At 62.9% G+C, this 11,859-nt stretch carries 11 protein-coding genes; 7 read left to right on the top strand and 4 right to left on the bottom strand.

The window, feature by feature from the left end; genetic code table 11:
- The first annotated feature begins 294 nt into the window (after positions 1–294).
- The 4 genes from ASE26_RS30525 to ASE26_RS08850 are packed head-to-tail and all read left to right on the top strand — an operon-like array spanning position 295 to position 5,137.
- Positions 295–1,737: a family 16 glycosylhydrolase gene (locus ASE26_RS30525; protein WP_156398139.1), complete on the top strand. Its 1,443-nt coding sequence runs from the start codon at positions 295–297 to the stop codon at positions 1,735–1,737.
- Positions 1,738–1,752: 15 nt separating this feature from the next.
- Complete coding sequence (locus tag ASE26_RS08860; protein ID WP_055935340.1) at positions 1,753–2,241, top strand: hypothetical protein; 489 nt, start codon at positions 1,753–1,755, stop codon at positions 2,239–2,241.
- Positions 2,241–3,647, top strand: a complete 1,407-nt coding sequence (locus ASE26_RS08855) for a DUF2868 domain-containing protein (RefSeq protein WP_055935338.1) — start codon at positions 2,241–2,243, stop codon at positions 3,645–3,647. The genes ASE26_RS08860 and ASE26_RS08855 overlap by 1 nt, the downstream gene beginning before the upstream one ends.
- The gene (locus ASE26_RS08850) at positions 3,644–5,137 is read left to right on the top strand and encodes a DUF3482 domain-containing protein (protein ID WP_055935336.1); all 1,494 of its coding nucleotides are present in this window, start codon (positions 3,644–3,646) and stop codon (positions 5,135–5,137) included. Before ASE26_RS08855 ends, ASE26_RS08850 begins: the two co-directional genes overlap by 4 nt.
- Here ASE26_RS08850 and ASE26_RS08845 read toward each other — a convergent pair.
- Positions 5,089–5,817, bottom strand: coding sequence for an SDR family oxidoreductase (locus ASE26_RS08845; protein WP_055935333.1), 729 nt, complete (start codon positions 5,815–5,817; stop codon positions 5,089–5,091). The genes ASE26_RS08850 and ASE26_RS08845 overlap by 49 nt on opposite strands.
- A gap of 100 nt (positions 5,818–5,917) precedes the next feature.
- Between ASE26_RS08845 and ASE26_RS08840 the strand changes: the two genes are divergently transcribed.
- A complete protein-coding gene (locus tag ASE26_RS08840; protein WP_055935330.1) occupies positions 5,918–6,841 on the top strand; it encodes a LysR family transcriptional regulator in 924 nt (307 codons plus the stop codon).
- A gap of 51 nt (positions 6,842–6,892) precedes the next feature.
- Complete coding sequence (locus ASE26_RS08835; RefSeq protein ID WP_055935328.1) at positions 6,893–7,816, top strand: hypothetical protein; 924 nt, start codon at positions 6,893–6,895, stop codon at positions 7,814–7,816.
- Between the two features lie 64 nt (positions 7,817–7,880).
- On the opposite strand, the gene ASE26_RS08830 is transcribed toward ASE26_RS08835, so the two are convergent.
- Positions 7,881–9,140, bottom strand: a complete 1,260-nt coding sequence (locus tag ASE26_RS08830) for a nitronate monooxygenase (RefSeq protein ID WP_055935326.1) — start codon at positions 9,138–9,140, stop codon at positions 7,881–7,883.
- A gap of 13 nt (positions 9,141–9,153) precedes the next feature.
- Positions 9,154–9,639, bottom strand: a complete 486-nt coding sequence (locus tag ASE26_RS08825; protein ID WP_055935325.1) for a YajQ family cyclic di-GMP-binding protein — start codon at positions 9,637–9,639, stop codon at positions 9,154–9,156.
- A 134-nt stretch (positions 9,640–9,773) separates the two neighbouring features.
- Here ASE26_RS08825 and murB point away from each other — a divergent pair, with 134 nt between their 5' ends.
- Complete coding sequence (murB, locus tag ASE26_RS08820) at positions 9,774–10,799, top strand: UDP-N-acetylmuramate dehydrogenase (RefSeq protein ID WP_055935323.1); 1,026 nt, start codon at positions 9,774–9,776, stop codon at positions 10,797–10,799.
- A gap of 38 nt (positions 10,800–10,837) precedes the next feature.
- On the opposite strand, the gene ASE26_RS08815 is transcribed toward murB, so the two are convergent.
- Positions 10,838–11,854 (bottom strand): diguanylate cyclase, encoded by a 1,017-nt coding sequence (locus tag ASE26_RS08815; RefSeq protein ID WP_055935321.1) that lies wholly within the window; start codon positions 11,852–11,854, stop codon positions 10,838–10,840.
- Between the last annotated feature and the right edge of the window lie 5 nt (positions 11,855–11,859).

Below are 11,859 nucleotides of genomic sequence, written 5' to 3'. Positions count from 1 at the left end.
CTGCTTCGCCTTTGGATAGTGCATTTGGTCTCCTTGGTTCTTATAGTCTGGCCGCCTCCCCAACCAGCATGGAAACGTTTCCATGTATCGCTTGAAAATACTAGGGGCAGCAAAAACGATTGTCAATAAAATACGCCGGGAATCGGCAGGAAGTGTGGGGTTTCCGTCATCAAACTGGAAACGTTTCCATTCTGGTCTGCGCAATATAGCACCGTTCAAATTTTGAAGTCAACAGCTTTACCCTGCTATATTCGCAACAAAATTGGGAACGTTTCCACTTGATGGGGATAAATAATGCTGAGGGCAATTCTTGTCGTATTGCTGGGCCTGCAGGGCGCACAGGCAGTGGAAACGTGGCCGAACGGAGCCCATGCGGCGGTCAGCCTGGCGTACGACGACGCGCTCGCTTCGCAGCTCGACCATGCGCTGCCGGCACTGGAGCGCCATGGCCTGAAAGCCACGTTCTACCTGGCACTGGCCAATCCGCCGGTACGCCTGCGCATGGACGGGTGGCGCAGGGCGGCACTACGCGGGCACGAGCTGGGCAACCACACTTTGTTCCATCAGTGCTCCGGCAGCGCGCCGGGCCACGAATGGATTGAGGCGCACCGTGACCTTGACACCACCAGCGTCGCGCACATGCTGGACCAGGTGCGGGTAGCGAACACAATGCTGCAGGCGATCGACGGCAGGCACGAACGCACCTTCAATGCCCCTTGCTTTGAGCAGCAAGCGGCCGGAAAGTCCTACTGGCCGGCGATCCGCGACGAGTTCGTGGCATTGCGCCCGGCGGGCGCGGCGCCGGTGGGCTTGAGCGGCGCCCAGCTCATCGCGCTGGTGAGAGAGCAGGGCGCGCACGGTGGCGTGGTGAACCTGGTGTTCCATGGCGTCGGCGGCGACTATCTCGCCACCAGCAAGGAAGCGCATGAAGAACTGCTGCAGTTCCTGGATGCGCACCGCGACCAGTACTGGACTGACACCTACCTGAACATCGTGCGCCATCAGCGCGCGGCCAAGCCGGGCTGGGTCCTGGACTGGGCCGATGAATTCGAAGGAGACGCACTCGATACGCGCAAATGGGTGGCGGAAGTCGCCGGCCATGGCTACGGCAACAATGAGATGCAGTTCTATACCGCGCGCAGGCAGAACCTGCGCGTGGAAGACGGCAAGCTGGTCATCGAGGCGCGCAAGGAGGCTTACCGGGGCAAGCAATACACCTCGGCGCGGCTGAAGACGGCGGGACTGATGGAAAGGCAATACGGGCGTTTCGAGGCGCGCATCCAGTTGCCTCGCGGGCAGGGCATCTGGCCGGCTTTCTGGATGCTGGGTGCGGATATCGGCAAGGCGGGCTGGCCGCGCAGCGGCGAGATCGACATCATGGAAAACATCGGCAAGGAGCCCGGCATCGTCCACGGCACGCTGCACGGCCCCGGCTACTCTGGTGAAAAGGGCTTTGGCGCGCCAGCGCCGCTGGCAGGGGGGCAGAGCTATGCCGACAGCTTCCACGTCTTCGCGGTGGAATGGGAACCCGGCGAAATCCGCTGGTACCGCGATGGGCTGCACTACCACACTGCGCGGCCGCAATCGGTGAAGGGCGAATGGGTGTTCGAGCATCCTTTCTTCGTGCTGCTTAACCTGGCCGTGGGCGGCTATTGGCCAGGCTACCCGGATGCAAGTAGTGCCTTCCCGCAACTGATGCAAGTTGACTACGTTCGTGTATATCGCAGGGATGAGTGATGGTACACTCGGTGCATGAATGCAATCATTATTGCTGTGGCCTTAATGGGCGCGCCGGCCACGCCGGAACAGGCGGTTGCCGCCCTTTGGCGCTCACTTAGCCATGATGCCGGCCAGGCCGGCGATGAAGCTGCGCTGCGTGCCATGCTCCACCCGGACGCCATGGTGTACGGCGCCCGTTACCGCGATGGCGCTGCGGCGCTGTCAGTTGCGCGCGGCACCGATTTTGCAGCAGGCATCGGGCGTGCCGGCGACAAAGGATTCCATGAGTGCGAAGTGGCGCGCGAAGTGCGCCAGTATGATCGCTTCACAACCGTCTACAGCGTGGTCGAATCGCGCCATGAGCGCGCCGCACCGAAAGCGGATTTCACAGGCGTCAACAGTATTCAGCTGTACCGTGCCGACGACGGCTGGCGCATCATCAGCCTGTACTACCAGGTCGAACGGCCGGGACAGCCAGTTTCGCTACAGGGCGGCAAGGCAGGCGCCTGCCTGGAGGGCTGATGAACGAAAAGACCGCCCGCGCCATCATGCTGGTCAAGGCGATCGAAGAGGCCGACCAGCACAAGGAAGTGCTGACCGACGATGACCGCAAATTTGCCAGCCGCACCGCGCGCGAGCTGGCGCACTGGCAAGCGGCCGAACAGCGTTCGGCGTCGTCCCTGCCGGACTTCCTTTTCCACCGCGCCGAACAATTGCTCAAGCGGCTGGCCGCGCGCCACAAAATGTTCGCTTCCGTCACGCAGGGCCACAGCGGCATGTGGGGCGCAAGCTGGCTGCTGCCTGTTGCGGCGCTGCTGGTTGGCGCCATGGCGGAACGTTTCGGCGATCCGCATCGCGTCGATTTGCTGTCGATGCCCCTGCTGGGCATTATCGCCTGGAACATGCTGGCCTACCTGCTGCTCATCGTGTGGGCGCTGCTGCCGGCGCGCCGTGCCGGCTTGCGGCGCGGACTGGCCAACCGCATGGCGCTGGGCGGCGGCCATGTCCCGCGCCGCCTGCCGCACGCATTGGCGGGCGGCGTACTGCAATTCATGGTGGACTGGGCGCGCGTGGGCGCCCGCCTGAACCAGGCCCGCATTGCGCGCATCCTGCACTGGTCGGCTGCGGCCTTTGCCGTTGGTGCCGTGCTGTCGCTGTATGCGCGCGGCATCGTCGAGCGCTATGCCACGGGCTGGGAAAGCACATTCCTCAGCCCATGGCCTGTGTATCGCGTGTTGTCCGTGCTGTTCGCTCCTGTCGAGTATATCTTCGGGCTGGAAGGCTTCACCCTGGACGAGGTGATGGGCTTGCAGAACTGGGGGGAATCGCGCCTTGGCAACGGCGCGCGCTGGGTGCACCTGTACGCGGCGAGCCTGTTGTTGTATGTGGTGCTGCCGCGCCTTGTGCTGGGCAGCGTTGCCGCAGTGCGCGCCATCTGGCTGCGCCGGCACTTCCCGCTCGACCTGGAGCAGGCTTACTACCACCAGCTATCGGTGGCGGCCGGCGGCGAGCCGGGCCTGCTGCGCGTGCTGCCGTACAGCCTGACGGTGGACGAAGCGCGCAGCAGGGGCCTGGACACGGTGGCGCAAGGGCTGTTGGGCGAACAGGCCCGCGTGCGGCTGCTGCCGCCGGCAGCATACGGCAGCGAAGCGCCGGCGCTGGAAGCCGGCAACGGCGTGACCAATGCGGTTTTGTTCGGCATTGCTGCCACGCCGGAGCAGGAAAACCACGGCGTCTTCCTGGCGGCAGTGGGGCACGGGCGCAAGCTCATTGCCTTGCTTGACCAGTCCGCCCTGGCGGCGCGCATGGACGCCACCCGCCTGGGCGAGCGCATCGAACTCTGGCGTGAATTCTGCATCCTGCACGGCGCCGAACCGATGGTGGTCGATTTGCTGGCGCCGGCGGCCGCCAGCGGGAATGCGGCATGAGCGGCGCGCCCGTCACCATCCAGCTTGCGCTGGTTTCCCACACCAACAACGGCAAGACCACGCTGGCGCGCACGCTGCTGGGCACCGATGTTGGGCAAGTGCGCGATGCGGCCCATGTCACGACGTTCGCGGAGTCGCATGCACTGATGACCAGCCAAAGCGGCGACCGCCTGCTGCTGTGGGATACGCCGGGGTTTGGCGACTCCTTGCGCCTGATGAAGCGCCTGGCGCTGACCGGCAACCCGATCGGCTGGTTCCTGCGCGAAGTGGTGGACCGTTACCGCGACCGCCCATTCTGGCTTAGCCAGCAAGCCGTGCGCACCGCGCGCGACGAGGCGGACGTCGTGCTGTACCTCGTCAACTCGACCGAAAACCCGGGCGATGCCGGCTATATTCCGGCCGAAATGCGCATCCTTGACTGGCTGGGCAAGCCGGTGCTGGTGCTGCTGAACCAGATGGGGCCTCCACGGCCGTTGCCGGAAGAACAGGCCGAGCTGCTGCGCTGGAAGGACTTCATGCTGCAATTCGGCCAGGTGCGCGAGGTGTTGCCGCTGGATGCTTTTGCCCGGTGCTGGGTGCATGAGCGCGTGTTTTACGATGCGCTGGGCGCGCTGGTCGGACCGGAAAAACAGCAAGGCTACCAACGCCTGTTCTCCGTGTGGGAAGACACTAATGCGCGCCGCTTCAAGCAGTCGATGGCGGTCATCGCGCACCAGCTGGCGGATGCCTCGCACGACAAGCAGATCGTGGAAACTGTGGAGCGCGGCGTCATCGCATCGGCGCTGAAGATCATCGGCATTGGCAAAGGCGAGGACCGCAAGCGCCAGGACCGCGCCATGAACACGCTGGTGGCGCGGCTTAACCTGGCCATCGGCCAGGCGACCGTCAACCTGCTGGCGCTGCATAAGCTTGACCCGAGCGAGGCGCCGAAGATCAATGCGCGGGTCAGCAACAACTTCGTGGTGCTGGCGCCGGTCGACAAGGGGCAGGCCGCGCTGCTGGGCGCCATTGTTTCCGGCGCCGCCACCGGTTTCTCGGCCGACCTGGCTGCCGGCGGCCTGACGCTGGGCACCGGGGCATTGCTGGGCGGAGTAATCGGCGCACTGACCTTCGCCGGTGCAGCCTGGGGCTTCAACGTCGGTATGGAGCGCGAGGTGCCGACCATGTCGCTGTCCGACGATTTCCTGCGTACGCTGCTGGTGTCGGGTGTGCTGCGTTATCTCGCCGTCGCGCATTTCGGCCGCGGCCGCGGTAATTTTGTCGAGGGCGAAGCCCCTGCATTCTGGCAGGAGGAAGTGGAGCAGGCCGTGGCGCTGCATGAGGCGCAGGTCAGCGCCCTGTGGAAGACCCTGCGCGAGCAGGAAGAGCGCGACCTGGCGCCTGCCAGCGCGGTGCTCACCGCGATCACGGCGCACGTGCTGGCACGGCTTTACCCGGAAGGTCAGGCAGCGAACCCGCCATCGATATTAAGGCCGGCGCCGGTCACGTAGCCCGCATCTTCGCTGGCCAGGTAAGCCACCATGCCGGCAATCTCCTCGCCGCGCGCGTGGCGCTTGATCGGCATCAGGTCGTGCAGCGCCTTGGCAAAGTCGCTGTGCGCCGGGTTCATGTCGGTATCCACCGGGCCTGGCTGCACGTTATTGACGGTGATGCCGCGCGCTCCGAGGTCGCGCGCCAGTCCTTGCACCAGGCCGGTCAGGGCCGATTTGCTCATCGCATAAATCGAACCGCCGGGGAAGGGCATGCGTTCGGCATTGGTGCTGCCGATATTGATCACGCGCCCGCCTTCCCTCATGTGCGCCACCGCTGCCTGCGTGGCGGCGAACACGGCGCGCACATTGACGGCGATGGTATGGTCGAAATCTTCCATGGTCAGCTCGGACACATCGCCCAAATGCAGCACACCGGCGTTGTTGACGAGGATATCGAGGCGGCCGAAGCGCTTGGCGATATCGTCGATGGCAGCGCGGGTGGCGGCAGCGTCCGTGGCGTCGACTTTCAGCGCGATGGCCTTGCCGCCGGCAGCGCCGATTTCGCTGGCCAGCGCATCGGCCGCAGCGCCCGAGCTTTGATAGGTGAAGGCGACGGTTGCACCGTCTTTGGCCAGGCGGCGTACGATGGCGGCGCCGATGCCGCGGGAACCACCGGTGACGAAAGCGATTTTGCTCATGATTTGCTCCTGATCTGGTTGGGATGGAGCTAGTATGGGCGCGGCATTGCATCTCGACTAGCTGGTAATATTGAGTATCACTTTCAACCAAATATATCAAATGCAGCCACTGAACCTGCTCGAATCCTTCCTGCAGAGCGCCGAATGCGCGGGCTTTTCCGAGGCCGCGCGCCGCCTGGGACTGACCCCGGCAGCGGTCAGCAAGAACGTGGCGCGGCTGGAAGCGCGGCTGGGCGTGCGCCTGTTCCAGCGCAGCACCCGCCGGCTGGCGTTGACCGAGGCCGGCGAACGCTTGCTGCAGCAGGTGCGCGGTCCGCTGGCGGAGCTGCAGGGCGCCATGGCCGGCGCGGCGCAGGACGCGGGGGAACCGGCAGGCACCCTCAAAGTGGCGGTGGCGCACGGGGTGGGACGCATGTACATCCTGCCGCTGCTGAAAGGCTTCCTGCAGCGCTACCCCGGCGTGCAGCACGACTGGCGCTTTGACAACCGCACGGTGGACCTGATCGGCGAGGGCTACGACGTCGCCATCGGTGGCGGCATCGAGTTGGCGCCGGGCGTGGTGGCGCGCGAATTGGGGCGGCCGCGCATCCTGGTCACGGCCGCCCCTTCCTGCCTAGCCGGTCGCAAGCTGCCCAGCCATCCATCCGAGCTGGCGGGCTGGGAGGGCATTGCGCGCCGCTCCGCCGAAACCGGGCGCCTGCGCGACTACCTGCTGCGCAATGCCGGCGGCGAGGAGGCCGTGGCCGAATTCCGGGCGGTTGCCACCTTCGACGATCCGGAAGCGATGGCGCAGGCGGCCTGCATGGGGCTGGGTGTGGCCTTGTTGCCTGGCCCGCATGCGGCGCCACTGCTGGAGTCGGGCCAGCTGGTGCGGCTGCTGCCCGACTGGCATGCGGAAGTGGGGGCGCTCTCGATCTACTATTCCAGCAAAAAACTGTTGCCGGCCAAGACGCGCGCCTTCGTTGACTATGTGATTGGTCAAATGCGTGCAGACGACTTTGCGGGCCGGCTCGACAGGCTTTGAAAGATCACGGTAATATTGGTTTCCAATTCATCAGCGATAGGGGTGCCTTCCATGAAGTTCCGCCTTGTTACCCGCAGTGATTTTGATGGCCTGGTGTGCGCGGTGCTGCTGAAGCACCTGGACCTGATCGACGAGATCCTGTTCGTGCACCCCAAGGATATGCAGGATGGGAAGATCGCGATCACCAGCCGCGACATCACCACCAACCTCCCTTACGTCTCGGGCGCCCACCTGGCGTTCGACCACCACCTGTCCGAGACCATCCGCAATACGGGCGAGCGGCAGAATCACGTCATCGATCCCAGTGCACCGTCGGCCGCGCGCGTGGTCTACGATTACTACGGCGGCGGCAACAAATTCCCTTCTGCCTGGAACGACATGATGATTGCGGTGGACAAGGGGGATTCGGCCCAGTTCAACCGCGATGAGGTGCTGAACCCGCAGGGCTGGGACCTGTTGAATTTCCTGATGGATGCACGCACGGGACTGGGCCGCTTCCGCGATTTCCGCATATCGAACTACAACCTGATGATGGACCTGATCGATTACTGCCGTTCGCATTCGATCAGCGAAATCATGGCGCTGCCGGATGTGAAGGAGCGCAGCGACCTGTATTTCGAGCACGCGGAAAAATGCAAGGAGCAGATCCGCCGCTGCGCTACGGTGCATAAGAACCTGGTGGTGCTGGACCTGCGCAATGAAGAGACGATTTACGCGGGTAACCGCTTCGTCATTTATGCACTGTATCCTGAGCAGAATATCTCGATCCACGTACTGTGGGGGCTGAAGAACCAGAATACGGTATTCGCCACGGGAAAATCAATCCTCAACCGGACATCGAAAACCAATATCGGCGCGTTGATGCTGGAGTACGGCGGGGGCGGGCATGAGAATGCCGGGACTTGCCAGGTTGAAAACGAAATGGCGGAGGACGTGCTGGGCGCCTTGATCGTGCGCATCAACAAAGAAGGCTAATTCGGGAAAATGTCCACTTTGGGTCGCCGGAGCGCCCCAAAGTGGACATTTTCCCGCAAGCGAATTAGAAGTCTTTTTCAGGTAAAGCTATAGAATTATCGGTCGAGAACTGGTAGTCCTTGAACACGTGTTCCGCGGTCAGGACCTGGTAGGAACCATCCGGCTTCTTGAAAGAGGTGTCCTTCAGGCGGTAGGTGTAGTGGCCGCACGTCCAGCAGTTGAAGTTGCGCATATGGGTGCACAGGCAGGTCTTGTCCATCACCTTGATGCCCTTGTCGCTGCCGCCGTTGGCCACCACTTCGCGGTTGTACGAATTGATGTAGGCGCAGTTGCCGCTTGCATCGAGCAGGTAGCCGTAGGATTCGCAGCCGGGACGGATGCCGGCGCCGATAGCAGGGGTGTTCTTCAGCATGCGCATCGGATAGCCGGTCGGCGACACGCCGTTGACGATGATGTCTTCTTCGCTGGCCTTGAAGTATTCCTGCTTCACGTCTTCAGGCAGGCCGCATTCCCGGGTCACGGTAAAGCGGGTTGCCACCTGTACGCCAGCCGCCCCCATCTCGAGGAAGGACACGGCATCGCTGCCGGTGAACACGCCGCCTGCGGCAATCACCGGCACGTCCAGGTTTTCCCCCTTCATGTAGTCCAGGATCTCCTGCACGATCTGGTGCAGGTCGAAGTCCTTCCAGTCTTCCAGGCCAAAACCCAGGTGGCCGCCGGCCAGCGGGCCTTCCACGATCACGTAGTCGGGCAGGCGGTTCAGCTTCTGGTTCTTGCGCAGGAAGATCTGCAGGGCACGCACGGACGACACGATGATGCCCAGCTTCGCTTCACGGAAGCGCGGGTGGTCGGCCATCAGGGCGAAGGAGCCGAAGTGCAGGCCGGCCGACAGGGTGATACCGTCGATGCCCGCATCCAGCGCCGCGTTCAGGCGCGTGCGCAGGGTTTCCTTCGGGCCGTTCATGGTCAGCTTTTCCATGCAGTTCACGAAGATCAGGCCGGGGCCTTCCTTGCGCTGCATGGTGTCGCCGATATGGCGGCGCTGGGCTTCGGCCAGGCGTCCCAGGTCGAACTGCACCTCGGACTTGTCCATATTATTGATGTTGTGCTTGTACAGGCGGGTCTTGTCCTTGACGAAGGTGGTGTCGAACTTGCGGTCCGAAACATCCTCCACCATCGCATCGGAAATATGGCCGATGCCGCCAAGGCGCGCTGCTTCCAGCGCCAGTTCGGTCGTGGAAATATCCACGCCCATCCCGCCGATCATGATTGGCACATACTCTTTGTCGCCAAGTTTGAGGCGGAAATCGTCAACACGTTTCATTACAGTCCTTCGATCAATCGCGGAAATTATTGAATTCCAGTGGCGTGTCCGGCACGTCCTTGCGCAGCAGCTGCATTGCAGCCTGCAGGTCGTCGCGTTTGGCGCCAGTTACGCGCACGGACTCGCCCTGGATGCTGGCCTGGACCTTCATCTTGCTTTCCTTGATTACCTTGGTGATCTTCTTGGCGGTCTCGGAATCGAGACCGTTCTTCACCTTGATGACCTGCTTGACTTTGTCCCCACCAATCTTCTCTACTTTGCCTTCGTCGAGGAAGCGCACGTCGACCTTGCGTTTGGCCAGCTTGTTGGTCAGCACGTCGCGGACCTGGCTAAGCTGGAACTCCGAATCGGCGAATGCCGTCAGGTCGTTTTCTTTTTGTTCTACGCGCGCATCGCTGCCTTTGAAGTCGAAACGGGTGGAGATTTCCTTGTTGCTCTGGTCGACGGCGTTGCGCACCTCGATCATGTCCGCTTCGGATACTACGTCAAACGATGGCATATTCTTTCCTTTACAATGAAGCACCCGCCCAAGGGGCGGATTCAAAAGAAGCGATATTTTAACGGACAAACAAGCGAACGCTCGGTCGTTTTTGTCATAATTGCACTATAACCGAGCAAAAACTTGATCTGCCCATGCCTTTCCCCGATTTTCTCCAGCACGACTACCCACTGAAGCATTTAAATACATTCAGTATTGATGTACGCGCCAAACATTACCTGCGCGTGACATCGGTGGAACTGTTGCGCAGCGCCCTGGCCGATCCGCAACTGGCTGCCATGCCGCGCCTGGTGCTGGGCGGCGGCAGCAACCTGCTGCTGACGCGCGATTTTCCAGGCCTGGTACTGCATATTGCGCTAGAAGGCCGCGACATCCTGTCCGGTACCCCGAGCCACCACCACGTGCGCGCTGCCGCCGGCGAAACCTGGCACAACTTCGTGCAATGGACCCTGGCGCAAGGCGTTGGCGGCCTGGAAAACCTGTCGCTGATCCCGGGCACCGTGGGTGCAGCCCCGATCCAGAACATTGGGGCATATGGGGCGGAAACCAAGGAGTTCTTCCTGTCGCTGACCGCATTCGACCCGGCCAGCGGCGAAGTCCGGGTGATGGACGGCGCCGACTGCCGCTTCGCCTACCGCGACAGCGTGTTCAAACACGAAGGCCGCGGGCTGATCATCCTGGAGGTGAGCTTTGCACTGCCGCGCGCCTGGCAGGCGAACCTGCGCTACGCCGAGCTGGCCAACGCCGTGGCGCAGCAGGGCCTGGCCGCGCCGACGGCGCAGCAGGTGGCGGATACCGTGATCGCCATCCGCCGCCGCAAGCTGCCCGACCCGGCGGACATCGGCAATGCCGGCAGTTTTTTCAAGAATCCCGTGGTCAGCGCCGAACAATGCGCGCAACTGCTGGAGAAATTCCCGACCCTGGTGCACCACAGGCAGCCGGACGGCAGCGAAAAACTCGCGGCGGGCTGGCTGATCGACCAATGCGGCTGGAAAGGCAAGTCGATGGGCGCGGCGGGCGTTTATCCGAAACAGGCCCTGGTGCTGGTGAACAACGGCGGCGCCACCGGCGCCGAAGTACAGGCGCTGGCCGCCGCCATCCAGGCCGACGTGGCCCAGCGCTACGGCGTAGCGCTCGAACCCGAGCCAGTCTTCATTTAAAAATGTCCACTTTGGGGTCAGGAACGGAAGTGGACATTTCACTCGGCGTTGACGACGCGGTTGCGGCCGCCGGCTTTGGCGGCGTAGAGGGCGCGGTCGGAGGCTGCTACCAGTTCGCTCCACGTTGATTGCTTGCTCGGTACGACCGTCCGCACGCCGATTGACATGGTCAGTACGCCGTAGGGCAGGGCGTTGGCGTTCTCGATCTCCAGCTTCTCCAACTGGCGCAGGCAGGCGCTGGCGACGTTCATGGCGCCGGCGTTGTCGGTCTCGGGCAGGATGATGGCGAACTCCTCGCCGCCGTAGCGCGTGACCAGGTCGGCCGGGCGCTTCAGGTTTTCGGTCATCACCGCGGCCACTTTCTTCAGCGCCAGGTCGCCGGCCGGGTGGCCGTAGCTGTCGTTGTATTGCTTGAAGAAGTCGACGTCCACCATCAGCAGCGACAAGGGTGTCTTGTCGCGCTGGCCGCGCTGCCATTCCAGCACCAGGGTTTCATCGAAACGGCGGCGGTTGGAAATGCCTGTCAGGGGGTCGAGCGCTGCCAGCTTTTGCAGTTCCACATTGGCCGCTGCGAGTTTTTGCTGGCTCTCGCGCAGGAAGCGGAATGCCTGGTCGCGCTGCAGGCGGTGGATGTGGGCATTCGAGTGATGGCGCACGCGCGCCAGTAATTCCAGCTTGTCGGGCAGCTTGACCAGGTAGTCGTTGGCGCCGACGGCAAAGCCGTGTGCTTTCAGCTTGGGGTCTTCGCGGGCCGACAACACGATGATCGGCACATGCGCCAGCATCTCCTCGGCGCGGAAACGGCGGATCAGTTCAAAGCCGTCCACTTCCGGCATCACCAGGTCCTGCAGGATCACGGTCGGCTGCAGCGAGTTGGCGCAGGCGATCGCTTCCCGCGCGTCGGTGGTGAAATGGAATTCGATGTCGTCCTGGTCGGCCAGCATGCGCCGCACCGCTTCCGCAATGATCAACTGGTCGTCAACCAGCAGCACGCGCACCTTGAAGTGGGTCAGGCTTGGCTCGGTTTCCAGGTTCAAGGTGAGTACGTCGGGCATCGCTT

It is taken from the genome of Duganella sp. Root198D2 (assembly GCF_001428585.1).
In the GTDB taxonomy this organism is placed as follows: domain Bacteria; phylum Pseudomonadota; class Gammaproteobacteria; order Burkholderiales; family Burkholderiaceae_D; genus Rugamonas.
This window is presented reverse-complemented; position numbering and strand designations above follow the sequence as displayed.

What these genes read in the sequence shown, in the direction of transcription:
- ASE26_RS30525 (WP_156398139.1), top strand. Translation starts at nt 295, where the DNA reads ATGCTGAGGGCAATTCTTGTCGTATTGCTGGGCCTGCAGGGCGCACAG.
- ASE26_RS08860 (WP_055935340.1), top strand. Translation starts at nt 1,753, where the DNA reads ATGAATGCAATCATTATTGCTGTGGCCTTAATGGGCGCGCCGGCCACG.
- ASE26_RS08855 (WP_055935338.1), top strand. Translation starts at nt 2,241, where the DNA reads ATGAACGAAAAGACCGCCCGCGCCATCATGCTGGTCAAGGCGATCGAA.
- ASE26_RS08850 (WP_055935336.1), top strand. Translation starts at nt 3,644, where the DNA reads ATGAGCGGCGCGCCCGTCACCATCCAGCTTGCGCTGGTTTCCCACACC.
- ASE26_RS08845 (WP_055935333.1), bottom strand. Translation starts at nt 5,817, where the DNA reads ATGAGCAAAATCGCTTTCGTCACCGGTGGTTCCCGCGGCATCGGCGCC.
- ASE26_RS08840 (WP_055935330.1), top strand. Translation starts at nt 5,918, where the DNA reads ATGCAGCCACTGAACCTGCTCGAATCCTTCCTGCAGAGCGCCGAATGC.
- ASE26_RS08835 (WP_055935328.1), top strand. Translation starts at nt 6,893, where the DNA reads ATGAAGTTCCGCCTTGTTACCCGCAGTGATTTTGATGGCCTGGTGTGC.
- ASE26_RS08830 (WP_055935326.1), bottom strand. Translation starts at nt 9,140, where the DNA reads ATGAAACGTGTTGACGATTTCCGCCTCAAACTTGGCGACAAAGAGTAT.
- ASE26_RS08825 (WP_055935325.1), bottom strand. Translation starts at nt 9,639, where the DNA reads ATGCCATCGTTTGACGTAGTATCCGAAGCGGACATGATCGAGGTGCGC.
- murB (WP_055935323.1), top strand. Translation starts at nt 9,774, where the DNA reads ATGCCTTTCCCCGATTTTCTCCAGCACGACTACCCACTGAAGCATTTA.
- ASE26_RS08815 (WP_055935321.1), bottom strand. Translation starts at nt 11,854, where the DNA reads ATGCCCGACGTACTCACCTTGAACCTGGAAACCGAGCCAAGCCTGACC.